At 71.1% G+C, this 20,548-nt stretch carries 24 protein-coding genes and 2 pseudogenes; 16 read left to right on the plus strand and 10 right to left on the minus strand.

All coding sequences use genetic code 11. The features are described from left to right. The first annotated feature begins 201 nt into the window (after positions 1 to 201). The 12 genes from ACWC1K_RS12845 to ACWC1K_RS12900 are packed head-to-tail and all read left to right on the plus strand — an operon-like array spanning position 202 to position 8,332. Complete coding sequence (locus ACWC1K_RS12845) at positions 202 to 2,058, plus strand: transketolase (RefSeq protein WP_450830856.1); 1,857 nt, start codon at positions 202 to 204, stop codon at positions 2,056 to 2,058. Beyond that, complete coding sequence (gene ligD / locus ACWC1K_RS12850) at positions 2,055 to 2,978, plus strand: non-homologous end-joining DNA ligase (protein ID WP_450830858.1); 924 nt, start codon at positions 2,055 to 2,057, stop codon at positions 2,976 to 2,978. Before ACWC1K_RS12845 ends, ligD begins: the two co-directional genes overlap by 4 nt. Before the next feature lie 39 nt (positions 2,979 to 3,017). Further along, the gene (gvpO, locus tag ACWC1K_RS12855) at positions 3,018 to 3,383 is read left to right on the plus strand and encodes a gas vesicle protein GvpO (protein ID WP_450830860.1); all 366 of its coding nucleotides are present in this window, start codon (positions 3,018 to 3,020) and stop codon (positions 3,381 to 3,383) included. A 59-nt stretch (positions 3,384 to 3,442) separates the two neighbouring features. Further along, complete coding sequence (locus ACWC1K_RS12860) at positions 3,443 to 3,877, plus strand: gas vesicle structural protein GvpA (RefSeq protein WP_450830862.1); 435 nt, start codon at positions 3,443 to 3,445, stop codon at positions 3,875 to 3,877. Continuing rightward, positions 3,874 to 4,644: a GvpL/GvpF family gas vesicle protein gene (locus ACWC1K_RS12865; RefSeq protein WP_450830864.1), complete on the plus strand. Its 771-nt coding sequence runs from the start codon at positions 3,874 to 3,876 to the stop codon at positions 4,642 to 4,644. The genes ACWC1K_RS12860 and ACWC1K_RS12865 overlap by 4 nt, the downstream gene beginning before the upstream one ends. Before the next feature lie 4 nt (positions 4,645 to 4,648). Continuing rightward, the gene (locus ACWC1K_RS12870; RefSeq protein ID WP_450830866.1) at positions 4,649 to 4,912 is read left to right on the plus strand and encodes a gas vesicle protein GvpG; all 264 of its coding nucleotides are present in this window, start codon (positions 4,649 to 4,651) and stop codon (positions 4,910 to 4,912) included. After that, a complete protein-coding gene (locus ACWC1K_RS12875) occupies positions 4,909 to 5,643 on the plus strand; it encodes a DNA primase (protein WP_450830867.1) in 735 nt (244 codons plus the stop codon). The genes ACWC1K_RS12870 and ACWC1K_RS12875 overlap by 4 nt, the downstream gene beginning before the upstream one ends. Further along, positions 5,643 to 6,755, plus strand: a complete 1,113-nt coding sequence (locus ACWC1K_RS12880) for an SRPBCC family protein (protein ID WP_450830869.1) — start codon at positions 5,643 to 5,645, stop codon at positions 6,753 to 6,755. Before ACWC1K_RS12875 ends, ACWC1K_RS12880 begins: the two co-directional genes overlap by 1 nt. Next, positions 6,752 to 7,102 carry a gas vesicle protein gene (locus ACWC1K_RS12885; RefSeq protein ID WP_450830871.1) on the plus strand — a complete coding sequence of 117 codons (351 nt, stop codon included), beginning with the start codon at positions 6,752 to 6,754 and terminating at the stop codon, positions 7,100 to 7,102. Before ACWC1K_RS12880 ends, ACWC1K_RS12885 begins: the two co-directional genes overlap by 4 nt. Then, positions 7,099 to 7,866: a GvpL/GvpF family gas vesicle protein gene (locus ACWC1K_RS12890; RefSeq protein ID WP_450830873.1), complete on the plus strand. Its 768-nt coding sequence runs from the start codon at positions 7,099 to 7,101 to the stop codon at positions 7,864 to 7,866. The genes ACWC1K_RS12885 and ACWC1K_RS12890 overlap by 4 nt, the downstream gene beginning before the upstream one ends. After that, positions 7,863 to 8,051 carry a gas vesicle protein gene (locus ACWC1K_RS12895; protein ID WP_030936857.1) on the plus strand — a complete coding sequence of 63 codons (189 nt, stop codon included), beginning with the start codon at positions 7,863 to 7,865 and terminating at the stop codon, positions 8,049 to 8,051. The genes ACWC1K_RS12890 and ACWC1K_RS12895 overlap by 4 nt, the downstream gene beginning before the upstream one ends. After that, positions 8,048 to 8,332: a gas vesicle protein K gene (locus ACWC1K_RS12900; protein ID WP_450830875.1), complete on the plus strand. Its 285-nt coding sequence runs from the start codon at positions 8,048 to 8,050 to the stop codon at positions 8,330 to 8,332. The genes ACWC1K_RS12895 and ACWC1K_RS12900 overlap by 4 nt, the downstream gene beginning before the upstream one ends. Here the strand turns inward: ACWC1K_RS12900 and ACWC1K_RS12905 are convergent, their stop codons facing one another. The 3 genes from ACWC1K_RS12905 to ACWC1K_RS12915 all read right to left on the minus strand — a co-directional run bounded on the left by ACWC1K_RS12905 (position 8,333) and on the right by ACWC1K_RS12915 (position 10,960). Continuing rightward, positions 8,333 to 8,503, minus strand: a complete 171-nt coding sequence (locus ACWC1K_RS12905; RefSeq protein ID WP_450830876.1) for a hydrophobic protein — start codon at positions 8,501 to 8,503, stop codon at positions 8,333 to 8,335. A gap of 42 nt (positions 8,504 to 8,545) precedes the next feature. After that, positions 8,546 to 9,367 carry a class I SAM-dependent methyltransferase gene (locus ACWC1K_RS12910; RefSeq protein WP_450830878.1) on the minus strand — a complete coding sequence of 274 codons (822 nt, stop codon included), beginning with the start codon at positions 9,365 to 9,367 and terminating at the stop codon, positions 8,546 to 8,548. Between the two features lie 99 nt (positions 9,368 to 9,466). After that, positions 9,467 to 10,960 carry a phosphatase PAP2 family protein gene (locus tag ACWC1K_RS12915; RefSeq protein ID WP_450830880.1) on the minus strand — a complete coding sequence of 498 codons (1,494 nt, stop codon included), beginning with the start codon at positions 10,958 to 10,960 and terminating at the stop codon, positions 9,467 to 9,469. A gap of 70 nt (positions 10,961 to 11,030) precedes the next feature. Here ACWC1K_RS12915 and ACWC1K_RS12920 point away from each other — a divergent pair, with 70 nt between their 5' ends. Beyond that, positions 11,031 to 11,696: a histidine phosphatase family protein gene (locus tag ACWC1K_RS12920; RefSeq protein ID WP_450830882.1), complete on the plus strand. Its 666-nt coding sequence runs from the start codon at positions 11,031 to 11,033 to the stop codon at positions 11,694 to 11,696. Positions 11,697 to 11,738: 42 nt separating this feature from the next. After that, complete coding sequence (locus ACWC1K_RS12925; protein ID WP_450830884.1) at positions 11,739 to 13,358, plus strand: ABC-F family ATP-binding cassette domain-containing protein; 1,620 nt, start codon at positions 11,739 to 11,741, stop codon at positions 13,356 to 13,358. A gap of 92 nt (positions 13,359 to 13,450) precedes the next feature. On the opposite strand, the gene ACWC1K_RS12930 is transcribed toward ACWC1K_RS12925, so the two are convergent. Beyond that, the gene (locus ACWC1K_RS12930) at positions 13,451 to 14,566 is read right to left on the minus strand and encodes a baeRF2 domain-containing protein (protein ID WP_450830886.1); all 1,116 of its coding nucleotides are present in this window, start codon (positions 14,564 to 14,566) and stop codon (positions 13,451 to 13,453) included. A 57-nt stretch (positions 14,567 to 14,623) separates the two neighbouring features. Between ACWC1K_RS12930 and ACWC1K_RS12935 the strand changes: the two genes are divergently transcribed. Further along, a complete protein-coding gene (locus ACWC1K_RS12935; RefSeq protein WP_115910185.1) occupies positions 14,624 to 14,896 on the plus strand; it encodes a DUF6158 family protein in 273 nt (90 codons plus the stop codon). A gap of 14 nt (positions 14,897 to 14,910) precedes the next feature. On the opposite strand, the pseudogene ACWC1K_RS12940 reads toward ACWC1K_RS12935, so the two are convergent. The 5 genes and pseudogenes from ACWC1K_RS12940 to ACWC1K_RS12960 all read right to left on the minus strand — a co-directional run bounded on the left by ACWC1K_RS12940 (position 14,911) and on the right by ACWC1K_RS12960 (position 19,188). Beyond that, a pseudogene (locus ACWC1K_RS12940) lies at positions 14,911 to 17,017 on the minus strand (catalase). Next, positions 17,017 to 17,559 carry a type 1 glutamine amidotransferase domain-containing protein gene (locus ACWC1K_RS12945; RefSeq protein WP_450693807.1) on the minus strand — a complete coding sequence of 181 codons (543 nt, stop codon included), beginning with the start codon at positions 17,557 to 17,559 and terminating at the stop codon, positions 17,017 to 17,019. Before ACWC1K_RS12945 ends, ACWC1K_RS12940 begins: the two are co-directional and overlap by 1 nt. A 6-nt stretch (positions 17,560 to 17,565) precedes the next feature. Continuing rightward, on the minus strand, positions 17,566 to 18,222 hold the full coding sequence (locus ACWC1K_RS12950) for a diguanylate cyclase (RefSeq protein ID WP_450830887.1): 657 nt from the start codon (positions 18,220 to 18,222) through the stop codon (positions 17,566 to 17,568). After that, positions 18,219 to 18,658: pseudogene (locus ACWC1K_RS12955) on the minus strand (CBS domain-containing protein). Before ACWC1K_RS12955 ends, ACWC1K_RS12950 begins: the two are co-directional and overlap by 4 nt. A 137-nt stretch (positions 18,659 to 18,795) precedes the next feature. Then, positions 18,796 to 19,188: a DUF2795 domain-containing protein gene (locus ACWC1K_RS12960; protein ID WP_450830889.1), complete on the minus strand. Its 393-nt coding sequence runs from the start codon at positions 19,186 to 19,188 to the stop codon at positions 18,796 to 18,798. Between the two features lie 128 nt (positions 19,189 to 19,316). On the opposite strand from ACWC1K_RS12960, the gene ACWC1K_RS12965 reads away from it, so the two are divergent. Then, positions 19,317 to 19,577 carry a hypothetical protein gene (locus ACWC1K_RS12965; protein ID WP_450830891.1) on the plus strand — a complete coding sequence of 87 codons (261 nt, stop codon included), beginning with the start codon at positions 19,317 to 19,319 and terminating at the stop codon, positions 19,575 to 19,577. A 3-nt stretch (positions 19,578 to 19,580) separates the two neighbouring features. Here the strand turns inward: ACWC1K_RS12965 and ACWC1K_RS12970 are convergent, their stop codons facing one another. Then, positions 19,581 to 20,459, minus strand: a complete 879-nt coding sequence (locus tag ACWC1K_RS12970; protein WP_450830893.1) for an LLM class flavin-dependent oxidoreductase — start codon at positions 20,457 to 20,459, stop codon at positions 19,581 to 19,583. Positions 20,460 to 20,548 lie beyond the last annotated feature (89 nt).

The raw sequence follows: 20,548 nt of genomic DNA on the forward strand, positions 1-20,548 counted from the left end.
CGGTGAGCCTGCCAAGAACCAGCGGGGCGGTGAGCCTGCCAAGAACCAGCGGGGCGGTGAGCCTGCCAAGAACCAGCGGGGCGGTGAGCCTGCCAAGGGGCAGGTGGGCTCCGAGTCGGCTGGGGGGCAGGCCGGTGGGGGGACGGCCGAAGCTCCTGGTCCCGTGAAGCGACGTAACGACACCCCCGCGGAAGGAGACTCATGAACACCGACGAACTCGTCGAACTCGCCCAGCAGTTGCGGGTGGACAGCGTGCGTGCAGCCGACGCCGCGGGGTCCGGGCACCCGACGTCCTCGATGTCCGCCGCGGAACTGATGGCCGTACTGTTCGCGCACCACTTCCGCTACGACTTCGACCGGCCCGCCCACCCCGGCAACGACCGTTTCGTGCTCTCCAAGGGGCACGCCTCGCCCCTCCTCTACGCCGCCTACAAGGCGGCCGGCGCCATCGAGGACGGAGAGCTGCTCACCTTCCGCAAGCTGGGCAGCCGCCTCGAGGGGCATCCGACGCCACGCAGGCTGCCGTGGGTCGAGACGGCCACCGGGTCGCTCGGCCAGGGGCTGCCCGTCGCCGTCGGCATCGCCCTGGCCGGCAAGCGGCTGGAGCGGGGCGGGTACCGGGTGTGGGCGCTGTGCGGGGACAGCGAGCTGGCCGAGGGGTCGATCTGGGAGGCCGCCGAGCATGCGGCGTACGAGCATCTGGACAACCTCACCGCGATCGTCGACGTGAACCGGCTGGGACAGCGGGGCCCGACCCGGCACGGGCACGACCTCGACGCCTACGCCCGCCGCTTCCAGGCGTTCGGCTGGCACACCATCGAGGTCGACGGGCACGACGTCGATGCCGTCGACCGCGCGTACGGCGAGGCGCTCTCCACCACCGGGCAGCCGACCGTGATCCTCGCCCGCACCCTCAAGGGCAAGGGAGTCAGCTCCGCCGAGGACCGCGAGGGACTGCACGGCAAGCCCCTCAAGGACGCCGACGAGGCCATCGCCGAACTCGGCGGCCTCCGTGACCTGAGGGTGCATGTCCACGAGCCGACCGCCACCCGCATGCTGCACGCCGTGCGCGCCGGGCACCTCGAACTGCCCCGCTGGGAGAAGGGGACCCCCGAGGAGGGGGTCGCCACCCGCGACGCCTACGGGCAGGCGCTCACCGCCCTCGGCACCGGCCGCAGCGACATCGTGGCCCTCGACGGCGAGGTCGGCGACTCCACCCGGACCGAGCCATTCGCCAAGGAACACCCCGACCGGTACTTCGAGTGCTACATCGCGGAACAGCAGATGGTCGCCACGGCGGTGGGCCTCGCGTCCCGCGGCTGGGTGCCGTACGCGGGCACCTTCGCGGCCTTCCTGACCCGCGCCTACGACTTCATACGCATGGCCTCCGTCAGCGGCGCCGGCATCAACCTCGTCGGCTCGCACGCCGGCGTCGCCATCGGCCAGGACGGCCCGTCCCAGATGGGCCTGGAGGACCTGGCGATGATGCGGGCGGTGCACGGCTCGACCGTTCTCTATCCGTGCGACGCCAACCAGACCGCGCAGCTCGTCGCCGCGATGGCGGGCTTGGAGGGCATCCGGTATCTGCGTACTTCGCGCGGGGCGAGCCAGGTGATCTACGGCCCCGACGAGGAGTTCCCCATCGGCGGCAGCAAGGTGCTGCGCTCCTCCCCGCACGACCGGCTGACCCTCGTTGCGGCCGGCGTCACCGTGGCCGAGGCGCTGGCCGCCGCCGACGCGCTGGAGCGGGACGGCATCCAGGCCCGTGTCATCGACCTCTACTCGGTCAAGCCCGTCGACCGGCGCACGCTGCGCCGCGCCGCCGAGGACACCGGCTGCCTGGTCACCGTGGAGGACCACCACGAGGAGGGCGGCCTCGGCGACGCCGTCCTGGACGCCTTCCTCGACGGGCGGCCGGTACCGCGCCTGGTGCGCCTGGCCGTCCGTGCGATGCCGGGCTCGGCCGCCCCGGACCAGCAGCTGCACGCCGCGGGCATCGACGCCGAGTCGATCGCGGCGGCCGCGAAACTGCTGGTGGAGGAGGCGGTCGTGCGGTGAGCGACGACGTACGCACCGTGCGCCGCACCGTGGAGGTCCACCGGGCCGACAAGGTGCTCTTCCCCGGCAACGGTGCCGGCCGCGCGAAGGAGTACACGAAGGGCGATCTCGTCGACTACTACCGGTCCGCCGCCCCGCTCATGCTGCCCCATCTGCGCGGCCGCCCGCTGATGCTGGAACGGCATCCGGACGGCCTGGACGGCCCGCATTTCATGCAGAAGAACACCCCTGACAACTATCCGGAGTGGATCAGCCGCATCGAGGTGCCCAAGGAGGGCGGCACCGTCTGCCACACCGTGTGCGACGACTCTGCCACCCTCCTCTACCTCGCCGACCAGGCCGGCCTCACCCTGCACCGCTGGCTGTCCCGGGTCGGTCACCTGGATCGGCCCGACCGGATGGTCTTCGACCTGGACCCGACCGGTGACGACTTCGCGGCGGTGCGCGAGGCGGCCGCGCTGCTCGGAGAACTCCTCGACGAGCTGGAGCTCCCCTCGGCCCTGATGACCACCGGCTCGCGCGGACTGCACGTGGTCGTGCCGCTGAACGGCCGGCACGACTTCGACGAGGTCCGCGAGTTCGCCCGCGACGTCGCCGACACCCTCGCCGGGGCCCACCCCGACCGGCTCACCACCGCCGCACGCAAGAAGGAGCGCGGCGACCGCCTCTACCTCGACGTGGGCCGCAACGCCTACGCGCAGACCGCGGTCGCGCCCCTCACCGTCCGCCCCCGCCCCGGCGCCCCCGTGGCCACCCCCATCACCTGGGAGCAGTTGGACGACCCGGACCTGACCGCCCGCCGCTGGACCATCGCCGACGCCGTCGAGCAGGCCCGCACCGATCCCTGGGCCGGGATCATGAGCCGCGGCCGCGCCCTGGGACCGGCGCGGCGCAGGCTCGACGCGTTGCGTGGCTCGTAAAGGTTTGGCCTGTGGTCATGGGGCCACCCGGAGGAGGCCATGTCGAACACAAGAAACACGCAAGAGTCACAAAGTTCACGGAACTCCGACTCGCGGCGGAGCACAGACAAGGAAAACAGCGTGGCGGACAAGAAGCTGAGCCCCATGGAGGTGCTGCGCAATGCGTGTGCGCAGCTTGCGGAGCTCACCGGCATGGCCGTCGAGGGCGCCTCGGCCTTCGAACGGACGGAGGACGGCTGGTCGCTGGAGGTCGAGGTCGTGGAGCTCGAAAGGGTGCCCGACACGATGAGCCTGCTGGCCAGCTACCAGGTCGAGCTCGACACCGAGGGGCAGCTCACCGGCTACCGGCGCGTTCGCCGTTACGAACGCGGGCGGTCCGATCCGCACGGGCACGGCGCCCGGTAGGCCGTCTGCTTGGAACACGCATCCATTTACCAGTTCACAGACAAGGAGGTGCGGTCGGAATGACCGTTGTCCCGGCACAGCAGACCGGCGGAGGGGGCGGCAGCAGTGGCCTTTACGACGTTCTGGAGCTCATCCTCGACAGGGGGCTGGTCATCGACGCGTTCGTACGGGTCTCCCTGGTCGGCATCGAGATCCTGAAGATCGACGTACGGGTCGTCGTGGCCAGCGTCGACACTTACCTGCGCTTCGCCGAGGCGTGCAACCGCCTCGACCTGGAGGCAGGACCGCGCAAGGATCCGGGTCTTCCCGACCTGGTCGGCGAGGTGACCGAGTCCGGTGCGCGCGGCAAGTCCAAGGGCGCGCTCTCCGGAGCGGCGGAGACCATCTCCGACGCCTTCCAGCAGGCACGTGGTGAGGGCCGCGAGCGCGAGACCGAGTCCCGCCCGCGTGCCCGCAAGGCCACGTCCTCGCGCAGGAAGGAGGAGCAGGAGTGAGCACATATGTGTACGGCATCACGGCGAGCTCGCACCCCGCGCTCCCCGAGGACCTGGCCGGGGTCGGCGATCCGCCCCGCCCGGTGCGCATTCTGAAGGCGGGCGACCTTGCGGCCGTCGTGAGCGACGCTCCCGAGGGGCTGCGACCCAAGCGCAAGGATCTGCTCGCACACCAGAACATCCTCGCCGAGGCCGGCTCGGGCGGCGTCGTGCTGCCCATGCGGTTCGGCAGCGCGGCCCCGGACGACGACACGGTCACCAGCGTCCTGTCCGATCGTGCCGACCACTACAAGGAACGCCTTCGCGCCCTCGACGGCAAGGTCGAGTACAACGTCAAGGCCACGCACCAGGAAGACGCCGTCCTGCACCGCGTGATGTCCGAGAACCCGGAGATCCGCGCCATGAGCGAGGCCAACCGGAAGGCGGGCGGCGGCAGTTACGAGCAGCGGCTCCGGCTCGGCGAGATGGTCGTGGCCGCGGTCAAGGCCCGGGAGGCGGAGGACGCGGCCGAGCTGCAGAGCACCCTGGAACCGGCAGCCGCCGCCGTGAGCGCCGGCCCGGAGTCCACGGGGTGGCTGCTCAACGTCTCCTTCCTCGTGGACCGCGACTCCGCCGAGTCGTTCCTGGCCGAGGTGGAGCAGATCCGCAAGAGCCATCCGCACATCGAGCTGCGCGTCAACGGCCCGCTGCCGCCGTACAGCTTCGTCGAGCCCGGTCCCGCCGAGCACGCGGGCAGCACCGCGGGCCCGGGAATCGCCCAGGAGTGACCCCGTGGGACTGATCAAGGAGCTGGTCCTGTTGCCCTTCGCCCCGGTGCGCGGGAGCGGATGGGTGATCGAACAGGTGCTGCACGAGGCGGAACGGATCTACTACGACCCGGCCACCGTCAGGGCCGAACTCGGCAAGCTGGAGGAGCAGTTGGAGGCCGGTGAGATCGACGAGGAGGAGTTCGACCGACAGGAGGACGAGCTTCTGGACCGGCTGGAATTCGGCCAGCGCGGTGGCACGGACACAGGAATCTGGACGACACCATGAACCGAGTGGGACTTGGCCTCGCGATAGGGGCCGGATACGTCCTCGGACGTACGAAGAAGGCGAAACTGGCGTTTGCCATCGGCAGCATGGTGGCCGGCAAGCGGATGCATCTGAGCCCGCGGGCGATCGCGGACCTGGTGTCCCAGCAGATGCAGAACAATCCGCAGTTCAAGGAGATCGGCGACCAGCTGCGCGAGGACCTGCGCGGCGTCGGCAAGGCGGCCTCGGGCGCCATGGTCGAGCGGCAGATGGGCTCCCTCGCCGACCGCCTGCACGGACGCACCAGCGAGGTCCGCGACCAGCTCTCGGGCGTGACGGGGCAGGCGACGGATCTCGTCGGAGGTGACGACGAGGAGGAGCCGGAGGAGAGTGAGGGGGAGGAGCCGCAGGAGGAGTACGAGGACGAGGAGCCGGAGGAAGAGGAGAACGAGGAGCCCGAAGCCGAGCAGTCGGAGGACGACGAGCCCGAGGCCGAGGACGAGTCTGCGGACGACGAGGACGAGGGCGGCCCGGCGCGGAAGACCGCCAAGAAGGCCCCGGTCAAGAAGACCGCCAAGAAGACGGCTCCGAGGAAGGCTCCCGCGAAGACGGCGCCGGCCAAGAAGGCCGCGACGAAGCAGACGGCGGCCAAGAAGACCTCCGCCAAGAAGACGGCAGGCCGCAAGACGACCGCCGCCAGGGGCGGGGCCCGCGGAACTCGGGCCCGCCTGCCGAAGGGAGGCGGTGAGTGATGACCGACACGCTCGGATCCGCGAAGCAAAGCGCTAATGGGGTGACCGGACAGCTGACCGGCCTGGCCCACAGCGAGGCCGCCGACCGGCTGAAGGCCGAACTGCAGGAGTACCTCTCCGCGCAGGCCCAGCGCATGCTGGTCGGAGTGGGCCGCAAACTCGGCGAGACCACCGGCAAGCTCAACGACATCGCCGAGGGGAAAAGCCCCGGCTTGGCCAAGCTCGCCCTCGACGGCGGCCGCAAGCTGGCCGAGGGCAAGGGGCCCCTGCGCTCCGCGCTGGAGCTCGGCGCCACCCGCGCCAAGGACAACGTCGTGTCGGCCTTCAAGGGCCTCGGCGGCGGAGGCAAGGGCAAGCGCAAGAAGAGCGCGGGCAAGAAGCCCATCGTCATCCTCGAGTACGTCGACGTGGGCGTGCCGCTGCGCACGGCCTACGACCAGTGGACCCAGTACCAGGACTTCAGCACCTTCGCGAAGGGCGTGAAGAGCGCCAACCGCAGCGACGACACCCAGTCTGACTGGCAGCTCAAGGTCTTCTGGTCCAACCGCAGCTGGAAGGCGAAGACCACCGAGCAGGTGCCGGACGACCGGATCGCCTGGACCTCGGAGGGCGCCAAGGGCACCGCGAAGGGCGTCGTCTCCTTCCACCGGCTCGACGACAGCCTCACCCGCATTGTGCTGCTCATGGAGTACTACCCGTCGGGCCTGTTCGAGAAGACCGGCAACATCTGGCGTGCCCAGGGCCGCCGGGCCCGCCTCGACCTCAAGAACTTCGTCCGCTTCATCACTCTCAAGGGAGAGGCGGAGGACAGCTGGCGCGGCGAGATCCGCGACGGCGAGGTCGTCCGCAGCCACGAGGACGCGGTGGCCGAGGAGGAGGAAGAGCAGGGCGAGGAGGAGTACGAGGGCGACGAGGAGAACGGCGAGTACGAGGAAGAAGAGGAGCCCAAGGCGGAGGAAGAAGAAGAGGAAGAGGAGCCCGAGGAAGAGGAAGAGGACGGCGAGGAGCCCGAGGGCGAGTACGAGGACGAGTACGAGGAGGAGGGCGAGGAAGAGCCTGAGCCCGAGGAAGAGCCTGAGCCCGAGTACGCCCACGGTGGGAGCCGTCGATGAGCATGGCCGGCCGCCTGCCCGAACCCTACGGACAGGGTTCGGGCGCCAACCTTGCCGACATCCTGGAACGCGTCCTCGACAAGGGCATCGTGATCGCCGGTGACATCCGCATCAACCTGCTCGACATCGAACTCCTCACCGTCAAGCTCCGCCTGATCGTGGCCTCGGTGGACAAGGCGAAGGAGATGGGCATCGACTGGTGGGAGGACGACCCCGCGTTGTCCTCCGGTGCCCGCCGCAAGGAACTCGCACGGGAGAACGCCGAGCTGCGCGAGCGACTCGCCCAGCTGGAGAACGGCCGACTGGAAGAGGGTCGTGCAGTGCGCGAAGAGGAGGAGGCCCCATGACCGGACTGCGGTACGTCTACGCCGTCTGCCGTCCCTTCGGCGCCCCGTTGCAGTCCCAGCTGAAAGGTGTGGCGGGTGATCCGCCCAGAGTGCTCACCCACCACGGCCTGATCGCCGTGGTCAGTCATGTGCCGGAGCGGGACTTCGCGGAGGAGCCGCTCCGCAGGCGTCTGGAGGACCTGGACTGGCTGACGGAGACGGCGCGGGCCCATCAGAGCGTGATCGACGCGCTCACGGTCGTCACCACTCCGCTGCCGCTGCGGCTCGCGACCGTCTTCCGGGACGACAGCGGTGTCCGCGTGATGATGGAGGCGCGCGAGGACGACTTCCGGCGCACCCTCGACCGGCTGGAGGGGCGGGTGGAATGGGGCGTCAAGGTGTATGCCGAAATCGAGCCCGAGGAAAGCGCCGCACCCCCGCAGAAGGCGGTGTCGGGCCGGGACTATCTGCGTCAGCGGCGTATGCGGGTGCGGGCGGACGAGGACATGTGGAAGCAGACCGAGGAGTTCGCCGAGCACCTGCACGCGGCGCTTTCCGCTTACGCCGATGATTCCCGATTGCATGCTCCGCAGAATCCCGCCCTGTCCGGAGTCTCCGGCCGGAATGTCCTCAACGCCGCCTATCTGGTGTCCCGCCGTGATTCCGAGGAATTCGTGGAGCTGGTGGACCAGAGCAAGGACGAGACGAAGCTGAACAGTCCGGCGATACGAGTCGAACTCACCGGCCCATGGGCCGCCTATTCCTTTACGGGGGAAGAGTCGTGACGGTTGTCGAACGTCGTGAGATCGCCCTGGTGGACCTGCTGGACCGGCTGCTCGCCGGCGGGGTCGTCATCACGGGGGACATCACCCTGCGCATCGCGGACGTCGACCTGGTGCGCATCGACCTGAACGCGCTGATCAGCTCGGTCAACGAGCAGGTTCCGTCACCTTGGGGGGAACTCACATGACCCGCAACCGCAACCGTCTGGACCTGGAACCCGACACCGTCGAGCGCGACCTCGTCAAGCTGGTGCTGACCGTGGTCGAGCTGCTGCGCCAGCTCATGGAGCGCCAGGCGCTGCGCCGCTTCGACACCGGGGACCTCAGCGAGGAGCAGGAGGAGCGGATCGGGCTCACGCTCATGCTGCTGGACGACCGTATGACCGAGCTGCGTGAGCGCTACGGACTGCGGCCCGAGGACCTGAATCTGGACCTCGGGCCGCTCGGGCCGTTGCTTCCCAGGAGCTGACTACCAGCGGTACCAGCGGCCCCTGCCCCCGGCCGCTGTTGTGCCGCGCACCAGGAATCCCAGCAGCCACAGCACGATAACCGCCAGCGCAAACCACCACAGTATCTTCAGTGCGAATCCCGCGCCGAAAAGAATCAGCGCGAGAAGCAGTACGAGCAGAACAGCAACCATAATTCGAACCTCCTGTTCTCCGGGTATCCCAGAAATGGAGATTCAGGCGCCTTTTCGGCACAAAATCTCTCCGTGCAGCACACTGAACCAGCCGTCCTCCTGGGTGCCCCACTCCCGCCAGGCCTCCGATACGGCCCGCAGCTGCTCGGTGGTGGCGTGCCCGCCCTCGGTGGCCCGCTCGGCATAGGCGGAAGCGAGGGTCCGGTCCGCCCACAGCCCGCTCCACCAGGCCCGCTCCTGCTCTGTGGAGAATGTCCACGTGCTGGAGGTGGCGGTGACGTCGCTCAGGCCCGCCTTCAGCGCCCAGGACTTCAGCCGCCGCCCCGCGTCCGGCTCGCCGCCGTTGGCGCGCGCCACCCGGCGGTACAGGTCCGACCAGTCGTCCATCCCCTGGGAGGCGGGATACCAGGTCATGGCCGCGTAGTCCGAGTCGCGGACGGCGATGATCCCGCCCGGTTTCGTCACCCGCACCATCTCGCGCAGCGCCTGCACCGGGTCGCCGACGTGCTGCAGCACCTGGTGCGCGTGGACCACGCAGAACGTGTCGTCGGCGTGGTCCAGGCCGTGCACGTCCGCGACCGCGAAGTCGACGTTCGTCAGACCCCGTTCGGCGGCCGTGGCCCGGGCCTGGTCCAGGATCCCCGGCGCGTGGTCGACGCCGGTGACGTGTCCGTCGGGGACCAGCGCCGCCAGGTCGGCGGTGATGGTCCCCGGGCCGCAGCCGATGTCCAGGATCTTCATGTGGGGCTTCAGCGAACCGAGCAGATAGGCCGCGGAGTTGGCGGCGGTCCGCCAGGTGTGGGAGCGCAGCACCGACTCGTGGTGCCCGTGCGTGTAGACGGCGGTCTCGTGCGGCTTCGACATGGCTGAACTCCCCTGTTCGACGGCTTGCCGGTACCGGTCACCGTACGTCCGCATGTCGAATGATGAGACCCGCGTTTTGCAATGTGGACTGATGGAGTGTCAGTCACCGGCGAGGGGGCGGTACACCGTGAGCGCCTCGGGGAGCTTCTCCAGCGTCACCTCACCCTCCGCCTCGGTGACTTCGCCGTCGTGGGCGAGGAGCGTGCCGGGGGCGACGCCCTCCAGGTGCAGACGGCCCACCTGGACCGCCGCGTGGACGGGGGAGCGGGTCAGCGGGCCCGCCAGGGCGGCCGCGAGCAGCCGCAGCGCGGGACGGCGGCCGCCGTGCACCACCCGTACGTCGAGCTGCCCGTCCGCGAGATCGAGCCGGCGGCCGGGCGCCAGGCCCATCCGGTGGTAGGTGCCGTTGCCGACGAACAGCAGCCACAGCGGGCGTACCTGGCCGCCGAACTCGGCCTCCAGCGGATGCCGGCCCGTGCGCAGGACGCGCAGGGCCGCGAGCACCCCGGCCGGCCAGCCGCCGATCCGCCCCGACCAGCGGTCCCGCACCCGCACCAGCTCCGGGTACACCCCCAGGCTGAAGGTGTTGAGGAAGATGCCCTGCCGGCTGCCGCAGACGAACCGGCCGACGTCCACGCGCACCCCCTCGCCCTGCTGGACGGCCCGGCTCAGATCGCGGACGTCCTCGACCCCCAGGTCGTAGGCGAAGTGGTTCAGGGTGCCGCCGGGCAGCACCGCGAGCGGCAGGCCGTGGTGCAGGGCGACCTCGGCGGCCGCGTTGACGGTGCCGTCGCCGCCGCACACGCCGAGCACCCGGGCGCGGGTCGCGGCCTTCTCCAACTCGGCCCGCAGATCTCCCGGTTGGCACTCGACGACCTCGGCGGCCGGCAGGCTGTCCCGCAGGGCGCGTACCCGGTCGGCGGTGCCCGAGCCGTTGTTCGCCACCACGACCAGGCCCTCGCCGTCCGGCAGTGCCGGGACCTCGGCGCGGGGCCGGGCCGGCGGGACGAGCTGGGCGCGGGTCGGCACCAGGCCCCGTACGGCGTAGGCGGCGCCCGCGCCCAGGACGGCTCCCGCGAGCACGTCGCTCGGGAAGTGCACCCCGGTGTAGACGCGGGAGAGCGCCACGGACCAGGCGATGGGGGCCACCGCCGCACCCCAGGCCGGCGACTCCAGTGCGACACCGGTCGCGAAAGCGGCCGCCGACGCGGAGTGCCCGGACGGGAACGAGGTGGTGATCGGCTGGCGCTTCAGCTGCCGCACCAGCGGCACCGGATCCAGCACCGGCCGCGGGCGGCGCACCGAGCGCTTGCCGAGGGTGTTGATGGTCAGGGAGGCCAGGCTGAGCGAGGCGAGACCGCGCGCGGCGGCCCGGCGGGCCCGCGGGGTACGGCTCGCCGCCATCGCGGCGGCCGCCGCGAACCACAGCACACCGTGGTTCGCGCTCCGGCTCAGCCGGGGCAGCACGCGCTCGGCGGCCGGCCAGTTCCGCTCGGCCGCGAACTCGAAGAGACGGCAGTCGAGGGCGAGCAGCCGGCTGCGCAGCAGGTGCGGGCCGGGCTTCGGGACGGTGAGGTCGACGTCAGGGCTCATGAAGTGCCGGGTACCCTGAAGTGCCCGTTCCTTGTCCCACGGGCGGTGATCGACACCCGGAGGGCCCTGTATGCGTCTGCTCCTCATACGCCACGGTCAGACCCCCTCGAACGTCGATCTCCTGCTCGACACCGCCGTCCCGGGTCCGGGGCTGACCGCGCTCGGCGAGCAGCAGGCCGCCGCCCTCCCCGAGGCGCTCGCCGACGAGGACATCGAGGCCCTGTACGCCTCCACGCTGGTGCGTACGCAGCTCACCGCCGCCCCGCTGGCCGCCGCCCGCGGCCTCGACGTCCTGGTGAGGGACGGCATCCGCGAGCTCACCGCGGGCGACCTGGAGATGCTGCCCGGCGACACCGAGCACGGTGCGCTCTACATGAAGACGGTGTTCGCGTGGGCGGCCGGCGACACCGAGCTGCGGATGCCCGGCGGCGAGAGCGGCGCCGAGGCGCTCGCCCGCTACGACGCCGTCGTCGCCGAGGCCGCACGCAGCGGCGCCGCGACGGTCGCCATGGTCAGCCACGGCGCGGCGATCCGCATGTGGACCGCGGCCCGCGCCGACAACGTGGACGTTCCCTTCGCCGCCGCCCGCCCCCTCGAGAACACCGGCGTGGTGATCCTGGAGGGCTCGCCCGGCGACGGCTGGAAGGCCCTGTCGTGGGCGGGTGCCCTGGTGGCCCCGGCAGGCGAGGGCGGACCCGCGGGCCGTCCCCTCGACGAGACCGCACAGACCGCATAAGCGTTTGCCCGACCCCCGGCCCGGCCCGCAGAATGCCTCCTCATGGGACATCTGGAAGCCGCACACCTCGAGTACTACCTCCCCGACGGGAGGGCGCTGCTCGGCGATGTGTCCTTCCGGGTGGGCGAAGGGGCCGTCGTCGCCCTCGTCGGACCGAACGGCGCCGGCAAGACGACTCTGCTGCGGCTGATCTCCGGCGAGCTGAAACCGCACGGCGGCACCGTCACCGTCAGCGGCGGTCTCGGCGTGATGCGGCAGTTCGTGGGGTCCGTACGGGACGAGACGACCGTACGGGACCTGCTGGTGTCCGTGGCGCCACCCCGGATCCGCGAGGCCGCGCAGGCCGTCGACAAGGCCGAGCACGCCATCATGACCGTGGACGACGAGGCGGCCCAGCTGCAGTACGCGCAGGCCCTCGCCGACTGGGCGGAGGCGCGCGGGTACGAGGCGGAGACGCTGTGGGACATGTGCACCACGGCCGCGCTCGGGGTGCCGTACGAGAAGGCGCAGTTCCGGCAGGTGCGCACGCTGTCCGGCGGTGAGCAGAAGCGGCTCGTCCTGGAGGCGCTGCTGCGTGGCACGGACGAGGTGCTGCTGCTCGACGAGCCCGACAACTACCTCGACGTGCCCGGCAAGCGCTGGCTGGAGGAGCGGCTGAAGGAGACCCGCAAGACGGTCCTCTTCGTCTCCCACGACCGTGAGCTCCTCGCCCGCGCCGCGGAGAAGATCGTGTCGGTGGAGCCCTCGCCCGCGGGCGCCGACGCCTGGGTGCACGGCGGCGGCTTCGCCACCTACCACGACGCCCGGCGTGAACGCTTCGCCCGCTTCGAGGAGCTGCGCCGCCGCTGGGACGAGAAGCACGCACAGCTGAAGAAGCTGGTGCTGAGCCTCCGTCAGGCGGCCTCCATCAGCCATGAGTTGTCGTCCCGCTACCAGGCCGCGCAGACGCGCCTGCGCAAGTTCGAGGAGGCGGGCCCGCCCCCGGAGCCGCCGCGTGAGCAGGACATCACGATGCGCCTCAAGGGCGGCCGCACCGGGGTGAGGGCCGTCACCTGCAAGGGACTTGAGCTGACCGGTCTGATGAAGCCCTTCGACCTGGAGGTCTTCTACGGCGAGCGGGTCGCCGTCCTCGGCTCCAACGGCTCCGGCAAGTCGCACTTCCTGCGGCTGCTGGCCGGCGACGAGGTGGCGCACACGGGGGAGTGGAAGCTCGGCGCGCGGGTCGTGCCCGGGCACTTCGCCCAGACCCACGCCCATCCCGAGCTCCAGGGCCGCAAGCTGCTGGACATCCTGTGGCAGGAACACTCCCAGGACCGGGGCGCGGCGATGTCCCGCCTGCGCCGCTACGAGCTCACGAACCAGGCGGAGCAGACCTTCGACCGGCTCTCCGGCGGCCAGCAGGCCCGGTTCCAGATCCTGCTGCTCGAGCTGGAGGGCGTCACGGCTCTGCTGCTGGACGAGCCGACCGACAACCTGGACCTGGAGTCCGCCGAGGCGCTCCAGGAGGGGCTGGAGGCCTTCGACGGTACGGTGCTTTCGGTCACGCACGACCGCTGGTTCGCCCGGTCCTTCGACCGGTATCTGGTGTTCGGCAGCGACGGGCGCGTCCGCGAGACCGCCGAGCCGGTGTGGGACGAGCGGCGTGTGGAGCGGGTTCGATAGGCATCAACCAGCCCGTCCGGCGTTTGAGGACGAGGCCCTTTCAGGGCCGAACGGGGGTCTGGGGGGCGGTAGCCCCCAGACGCGCGGTGAACTCACGTCCAGCGCAGCAGCGCACCCAGGCCGCCCGCCGGGATCTGGCCCCCCGTCGCCTCCGCCGCTGGGGCCACCGACAGGGCCGGGGCGCCCGTCGTCACCGCCGAGCGGATCAGGGCGTCGTCCGCGCGGGCCGGCCAGGAGCGCTGTTTGCCGAGGATCTTCAGGTCCGTGCGGCGGACCGCCAGCTGGTCGGGGTCCTCACCGATCCACACCTCGCGGTGCGCGTCGGGGCCGTCGGGACGGATCAGCAGCTCTTCGATGCGGTGCTCGCGGGCCGCCTCGACCAGCGCGGGCACGCCCTCCACGGCCCCGGAGCGCCCCTCGGGGCCCGGTTCGCGAGCCGCCAGGAACCGTTCCAGCTCCCGTTCGGCCCGCTGCCGTACGTGCTCCGCGCGGGCCTGCTCGACATCCTCGTCGAGCAGCCTGCTGCCGGCCCCGTGCGGGGCCTCGACGACCATGTCCTGCAGCCGCCGGGGCAGCCGGTCGTGCACCGCCCGCTTCTCCCGCTCCTCACCCACGAGAACCAGCAGGTCGGCGCGGGTCTCCTCCTGGCAGACGACGAGCGCGTCGGCGATCTCGGCCGCGTTGTGCTCCCAGGTGTTCTCCACCTTCAGCTGGAAGTGCCGCACCGACCAGTCACCCGTGCTCGTACGGTGGACCGGCCACTGCCGCCCGCTGACCGTGCCGGCCTCCTGCCCGCCCAGCGAGGTGCGCAGCTCGAAGTCCGCGCCCTTGCGGTCGATGTACGCCACCACGCAGGCCGGGTCCTCGCCCGCCAGTTCCAGCAGGGGCGAGGTGTGCGGAAGCGGCGCCCAGTGCGCGCTGTCCGGCTGCGGGGGCCGGGCCAGCGGCGGGTCCAGCACCACCTCGCCGGCGCGCGCGAACAGGGCTCGCCCGTGGGGCTCGGAGGAGTGCTGAAGCTCGTCGAGTGCCTCCTGGACGGCCTGGCACGTCGCCTGGTCCGCCCCCTGCCGATCGAGGTCGCGGGCCAGCGCCACGGCCGTCAGATGTCGTTCGTGGGGCGTGTCCTCCGTATGCCGGGACGTGTCGACGTACACGGAGGCCCAGGGGCCCGGATGTTCGTAGAGTGGATGCAGGAAAGCGAGATCCATGGTTCCCTCCCGGATGCCGCTTGGGACTGGTGTTCACCGGGCGGGTACCCGGACCGCATGGACGAACACGACGAGCGGGGTGCCACCATGACCGGAGTCGACCCCAGCCGGCTGGACGACCAGCAGCTCATGAAGGAGCTGGAGACGATCCACCGCACGCGCCACGACACGCTGCTGTACGGCTCGACGGACGCGCTGCGGGCCCACAACGATCGCATGGCCCAGCTGGAGGGCGAGTACCTGCGCCGCAACCCGCGGCGCATGGTGGCCGCGGGCCGCACCCGTGAAGGCGCACGGGACCGCCGGTGCGGGGAGTCGGCGACTCCCTGAATCACGGCGCTTCCTCAGTGGCGTACCGGTGGCCGGTCCCCATGCCGGTGCGCCGCTATCGCGTCGATGAACGCCTGTACGAACTCGGTGTCCGGTGTGCCCGGTGACGTGTCCGTCACCACGCCCCGGTCGGACACCGCGCCCCGGTCCCCGGTGGACAGCCGCAGGCCCTCGGGTTCCAGGGCGGACAGGACGCCCACGCCCGAGCCGAGTGCGCCCACCGGCTTGCCGTGCCGGTAGGCGTCCCGCACGAAGCGCAGCGCGTCCGGGTCCTTCACCGCCGCCGGGGCGCCGTCCTGCCCGCCGGGCAGCAGCACCGCGTCGTACAGCACGGAGGCGACGGTCGGCAGCGCACGGTCGACCGCGTACGACTCGCCGTCGGCGCCCCTGACCGTGCCGTCCGTCGGCGCCAGCGCCTCGACGATCGCACCCCCGGCGGCCAGCGCCTCCCGTACGGAGGTGACCTGCTCGGCGTCCACGCCGTCGGTGACGAGGACCGCGATCTGCCGGGTGCGGATCGAGCCGTCGCCGCGCAGCGACTCGAGGCTGAGCGCGGGCGAGGCGAGTTTGTACGTCCCCGGTTCGGCGCCGTCCGGCTCCGGCACACCGATGCCGCGCGCCACCTCGCGCGCCAACCCGCCGTCCACCTTGGCCAGTTCCTCGACCGTCCGGGCCCGGACGGTCATCGCGCCGACCTTGCCGAGTTCGAACCGGAACGCCGCCACGATGTGCTGCTTCTCCCAGTCCGTCATGCTGTGGAAGAACATCGCGGGCTGGCTGTAGTGGTCCTTGAAGCTCTCGCTGCGCTTGCGGATCTTGGCGCCGTCGACACGTTCCGCATAGTGCGTGTAGGCGTTCGCGTCCGCCCCGGCGTGGGCGGGGCAGCCGCCACCGAGGGAGTTCGGGAAGTAGTTCGTGCCCCGGTGGATCGCGCCCTGGTGGTAGCCGTCGCGCTGGTTGGTGCGCACGGGCGCCACCGGACGGTTGACCGGGATCTGCGCGAAGTTGGGGCCGCCCAGGCGGATCAACTGCGTGTCCAGGTAGGAGAAGTTGCGGGCCTGCAGCAGCGGGTCGTTGGTGAAGTCGATGCCGGGGACCACGTTGCCGGTGTGGAAGGCGACCTGCTCGGTCTCCGCGAAGAAGTTCTCCGGGTTGCGGTTGAGGACCATCCGGCCGATCGGCCGGACCGGCACCTGCTCCTCCGGGATGAGCTTCGTGGCGTCCAGCAGATCGAAGGCGAAGGCGAACTCGTCCTCCTCCGGGACGAGTTGGACGCCGAGCTCCCACTCCGGGTACTCGCCCGCCTCGATCGCGTCCCACAGGTCGCGCCGGTTGAAGTCGGGGTCGCGGCCCTGGCACTCCTGTGCCTCGTCCCACACCAGGGAGTGCACGCCCAGCTTCGGCTTCCAGTGGAACTTCACGAACGTGCCGCGCCCGTCGGCGTTCACGAACCGGAAGGTGTGCACGCCGAAGCCCTGCATCATGCGGTAGCTGCGCGGGATCGCCCGGTCCGACATCAGCCACATGATCGCGTGCAGCGTCTCGGGCTGCAGCGACACGAAGTCCCAGAGCGTGTCGTGCGCGGAGGCGCCCGTCGGGATGTCGTTGTGCGGTTCCGGCTTCACCGCGTGCACGAAGTCGGGGAACTTGATGCCGTCCTGGATGAAGAAGACCGGGAAGTTGTTCCCGACCAGGTCGTAGTTCCCCTCCGACGTGTAGAACTTGGTCGCGAAGCCGCGCACGTCCCGCACGGTGTCCGCCGAGCCGCGCGGCCCCTGCACCGTCGAGAACCGCACGAAGACCGGTGTCTGCACGGAGGGGTCCTGCAGAAAGGCCGCGCGAGTGAACTCGGCGCAGGACTCGTACGGTTCGAAGTAGCCGTACGCGCCCGCCCCCCCGCGCGTGCACCACCCGCTCCGGGATGCGTTCGTGGTCGAAGTGGGTCAGCTTCTCCCGGAAGTGGAAGTCCTCCATCAGCGTCGGACCGCGCTCGCCCGCGGCCAGCGAGTCGTCGGTGTGGTCGACCTCGACGCCCTGGTCGGTGGTGAGCGGCCCGCCCGCCGGATCGTCCGCGTGGAAGGAGGCGCGCTGTTGCTGCTTCCGGTCGGCGGGGGAGCCCATCAGCCGGCCCCCTCGGCGAACACATGCAGGAAGGCGTCGCAGAACGCCTTCAGGTCGTCCGGCTTGCGGCTGGTGACCAGCTTTCCGGCGCCATTGTCGTCGATCTTCACCTGTTCGTCGACCCAGGTGCCGCCGGCATTGCGGATGTCCGTCTTGAGGCTCGGCCAGGAGGTCAGCTCACGGCCCCGCACGACGTCCGCCTCGACCAGCGTCCACGGGGCGTGGCAGATCGCGGCGACGGGCCGGCCCTGGTCGAAGAAGTCCCGTACGAACGCGACGGCCTTCTCGTCCATGCGCAGGAAGTCGGGGTTGGCCACCCCGCCCGGCAGGACCAGAGCGCCGAAGGAGGCGGCCGAGGTCTCGCCCACCACCTCGTCCACGGGGAACGTGTCCGCCTTGTCGAGGTGGTCGAAGGCCTGGATACGGCCGGACTTGGTCGACACCAGCACGGGTTCGTGGCCCGCGTCCTTCGCCGCCTGCCACGGATCGGTGAGCTCGATCTGCTCGACACCCTCGGGTGCGGTCAGGAATGCGATGCGCATGATGGTTCAACGTCCTTTCCTGGCACGCCAGTTGGCCTCGTCGGTCCTGGCGCGCTTCTTGTTGCGGCGGCCCGCGCGCACACAGCGCACGAGCTCCTCGCCGTACGGCAGCACCACACAGGCGCCGATCGCGGCGGCGATGCCCGCGAGATAGCCGCGGGACAGCGGGCGGCGGCGCGGCACCAGACGCCAGGCGTCGGCGCGGCCCGCTCCGCCGCGCAGCAGTGCCTTGACCTGGTCGGCATGCAGACACATCAGGGCGGACAGCGCGCCGTACGGCAGCGACTCAAGGAAGCTGTGGATGTGCTGCTCCAGCGGGGTGACCTCACGATCGCTCCTCACCGCCGTACGCACGTCCCACAGCGCGGTCGCCTCATGCACCGCGGCGCCGCCCAACTGCACCGTCAGGAGCAGCGGGTTGACCTCGTAGCGCAGGGTCAGCGCGATGGGGATGCCGACCTCCGCCATCATCAGCGAGTGGATCAGCGACTCCTTGGTGCCCGCCGTGTCCTCGATGCGGCTGCGCCGGTGCATCACCCAGTCGGCGAGACCGGGCACGAACCAGCCGGGCAGCAGCCCGTACAGCAGATAGCGGGTGGTCACATCACCGACGTCGACGGTGACACTGGTGGCGCTGATCTCGGCGGCCTGGTCCCGGCTCATACGCTGCCCCGGCCGTCGGGCACGGCAAGGCTGATCTCGGCGAGCGCCGAGTCGGGGTCCTGCACCGTGGCCAGATCGCCGAGGCTCACCATCCCGACCGGCAGCCCGTCCTCCACGACCGGCAGCCGGCGGACGGCGTGCGCGCGCATGAGCGCCACGGCGGCCGAGACGGGATCGTCCGGGCCGACCAGCACCGGATCGGGGTGCACACGGACTGTGCGCTCACCGTCAGCGGATCGACGCCGTCCGCCACCGCCCGCACCGTGATGTCACGATCGGTGAGGACTCCCACGACCTGCTGCCCGTCGGCCACCAGCACATCTCCGATGCCCTGCGACCGCATCAGCTGCGCCGCCTCGACGAGTGACGCGTCCGGGCGGACGGCGACCACGCCCGGTGTCATGACCTCCCTGACGAAATCCGCGCTCGCTGCCATCACTGTGGGTACTTCTCCGTTCCCGGCCGGTGGCCGTCGTCGGGGTGACGCCGCCCGCAGTACCCCCGGGCCCGGGGCTCATGCGCCGCGGCGGGCCCTTGTACTCCGGCGACCGCGGGATCCGGCCGAGTCCGGGCCTACGTCCTTCGCTCCCGGCCGGTCCCGGCGAGTGCCTCCGCCAGCTCCTGGACGGTGCTGTAGCGCGCCGTGCGGGGCAGCCGCTCCACGGGCTCGATCAGCGCGTCGGGCGCGTACGCCCGGCGCAGTGCGTGGACGAGCTCGCGGGGGCCTGCGGGGAACACCCGGCGGTTCAGGTGCCGGGCCAGTTCCGTGCGGATCGCGGCCAGGGACGCGCGGGAGCGTCCCGGTGCGATCGGACCGCCCGCGACCTCAGGGTCGTCGTCGGCGGTGGGCTCGGGGTCGTGCCATTCCTCGGTCCGCGTCGGGTGTCCGGACCGGAGCAGACCCTGCAGTTCGTGCTTCATCTCTTCGTCGCGGTGGACGCTCAGCCGGTCACTGCCTCGCTGCATGACTCCCTCCAGATCTTCGGGGGTGAGCTCCGCGTACCCGAAGACCGGAGGCCGACACAGGGTTTGCGGCCCGAAAGCCGGGAACCCGGCATCCGCCCTCCACGCACACCCTCGGGGAGGAATCGGCCATGGCACTGCTCGCCGTGATCATCCCGCTTCTCATGCTCGGCATGGTGCTTGCACTCGGCCGTTACGAGGAGTTCCTGCTGCCCGTGAAGAAGCCCGACCCGAGCGATGAAGCCCCGGTCGGCCCCCTCGGTGCGACCGTTCCACTCCCGGTCCTGCGGATCCCGCGAGGCCCGGGCCGAGTGGTTGCTTCAGGAACGAGTGCGATCAGGACCGCGCGCCGCAGGCGCCGCCGCCACCCTTCCCCGCACTCTCCTCGCTGACCTTCAGCCCCGCCTCCCGGCCGCCTCCAGCAGTGCCTCCAACTGCCGCAGCGGCTCCGCGCCGGCGATCCGCAGTACGACCGTGTCCGCGCCGGCCGCCGCAAGCCGGCCGATCCGTTCGGCAGCCGCCGAGGCGGGTCCCGCGACGGTGAACACCTCGTCCCGCGGGCGGCCGAGCCAGGCGGCGTGCCCCTCGATGTGCGGTTGCAGGGCGCGGGCCACCTCGTCGGGGTCGTCACCGACGGAGGCGAAGGCGAGGACCGTCAGGGTGTGGCCGGGCGCGGCGCCGCCCTTGGCGGTCAGCGCACGGGCGTTCTCCAGGTCGCCGGGGCCGTGCCCCTCGGTGATCACGGTGCCGTCCGCGACCCGGCCGGACAGTTCGAGCGAACGGGGGCGTACGACGCCGGCGACCACCGGCGGCACCTCGGCCGGGGGATGCACCAACTCGACGCCCTCCAGGCGCACTTCACGTCCGGCCAGCTCCACCCGCTGCCCGCGCAGCAGGGCGCGCACCGAGGTGACCGTCTCCTCCAGCAGGGCGAGCGGCGAGCGCGGCGCGACGCCCACCTGGACCATCCACTCCCGCACCCCGTGCCCGATGCCGGCCACCAGCCTTCCTGGGAACACCCGTGCCAACGTGGCCAGTTCCATCGCCAGCAGCGCCGGGCTGCGCAGCGGGGCGGGCGCGATGCCGAGGCCCACCCGGATGCGTTCCGTCGCTCCCAGGGCGACCGCCGCCGCCGAGACTCCGCCGTTCCACCCGAGGTCCTCGACCACCCACAGGTCGTCCACTCCGAGCGCCTCGGCCCGCCGCGCGAACCCGGGCAGCTCTTCCGGCGCCCAGTCGCGGTCGTACATCACACCGATCCGTACGTTCGTCATGCCCGGAACCTATGTGCCGGTGAGATGACGATCAACGGGGGTTGGCCGCGGGGATGCCGGCTGAGTCCCCAAGAATTCAGGACCTTTCT

It is taken from the genome of Streptomyces sp. NPDC001492, from assembly GCF_053597275.1.

Excerpts from the sequence above, each read along its gene's own strand:
- ACWC1K_RS12845 (WP_450830856.1), top strand. The coding sequence starts at position 202 with ATGAACACCGACGAACTCGTCGAACTCGCCCAGCAGTTGCGGGTGGAC.
- gvpO (WP_450830860.1), top strand. The coding sequence starts at position 3,018 with ATGTCGAACACAAGAAACACGCAAGAGTCACAAAGTTCACGGAACTCC.
- ACWC1K_RS12860 (WP_450830862.1), top strand. The coding sequence starts at position 3,443 with ATGACCGTTGTCCCGGCACAGCAGACCGGCGGAGGGGGCGGCAGCAGT.
- ACWC1K_RS12875 (WP_450830867.1), top strand. The coding sequence starts at position 4,909 with ATGAACCGAGTGGGACTTGGCCTCGCGATAGGGGCCGGATACGTCCTC.
- ACWC1K_RS12880 (WP_450830869.1), top strand. The coding sequence starts at position 5,643 with ATGACCGACACGCTCGGATCCGCGAAGCAAAGCGCTAATGGGGTGACC.
- ACWC1K_RS12885 (WP_450830871.1), top strand. The coding sequence starts at position 6,752 with ATGAGCATGGCCGGCCGCCTGCCCGAACCCTACGGACAGGGTTCGGGC.
- ACWC1K_RS12890 (WP_450830873.1), top strand. The coding sequence starts at position 7,099 with ATGACCGGACTGCGGTACGTCTACGCCGTCTGCCGTCCCTTCGGCGCC.
- ACWC1K_RS12900 (WP_450830875.1), top strand. The coding sequence starts at position 8,048 with ATGACCCGCAACCGCAACCGTCTGGACCTGGAACCCGACACCGTCGAG.
- ACWC1K_RS12905 (WP_450830876.1), bottom strand. The coding sequence starts at position 8,503 with ATGGTTGCTGTTCTGCTCGTACTGCTTCTCGCGCTGATTCTTTTCGGC.
- ACWC1K_RS12910 (WP_450830878.1), bottom strand. The coding sequence starts at position 9,367 with ATGTCGAAGCCGCACGAGACCGCCGTCTACACGCACGGGCACCACGAG.
- ACWC1K_RS12915 (WP_450830880.1), bottom strand. The coding sequence starts at position 10,960 with ATGAGCCCTGACGTCGACCTCACCGTCCCGAAGCCCGGCCCGCACCTG.
- ACWC1K_RS12920 (WP_450830882.1), top strand. The coding sequence starts at position 11,031 with ATGCGTCTGCTCCTCATACGCCACGGTCAGACCCCCTCGAACGTCGAT.
- ACWC1K_RS12925 (WP_450830884.1), top strand. The coding sequence starts at position 11,739 with ATGGGACATCTGGAAGCCGCACACCTCGAGTACTACCTCCCCGACGGG.
- ACWC1K_RS12930 (WP_450830886.1), bottom strand. The coding sequence starts at position 14,566 with ATGGATCTCGCTTTCCTGCATCCACTCTACGAACATCCGGGCCCCTGG.
- ACWC1K_RS12935 (WP_115910185.1), top strand. The coding sequence starts at position 14,624 with ATGGACGAACACGACGAGCGGGGTGCCACCATGACCGGAGTCGACCCC.
- ACWC1K_RS12945 (WP_450693807.1), bottom strand. The coding sequence starts at position 17,559 with ATGCGCATCGCATTCCTGACCGCACCCGAGGGTGTCGAGCAGATCGAG.
- ACWC1K_RS12950 (WP_450830887.1), bottom strand. The coding sequence starts at position 18,222 with ATGAGCCGGGACCAGGCCGCCGAGATCAGCGCCACCAGTGTCACCGTC.
- ACWC1K_RS12960 (WP_450830889.1), bottom strand. The coding sequence starts at position 19,188 with ATGCAGCGAGGCAGTGACCGGCTGAGCGTCCACCGCGACGAAGAGATG.
- ACWC1K_RS12965 (WP_450830891.1), top strand. The coding sequence starts at position 19,317 with ATGGCACTGCTCGCCGTGATCATCCCGCTTCTCATGCTCGGCATGGTG.
- ACWC1K_RS12970 (WP_450830893.1), bottom strand. The coding sequence starts at position 20,459 with ATGACGAACGTACGGATCGGTGTGATGTACGACCGCGACTGGGCGCCG.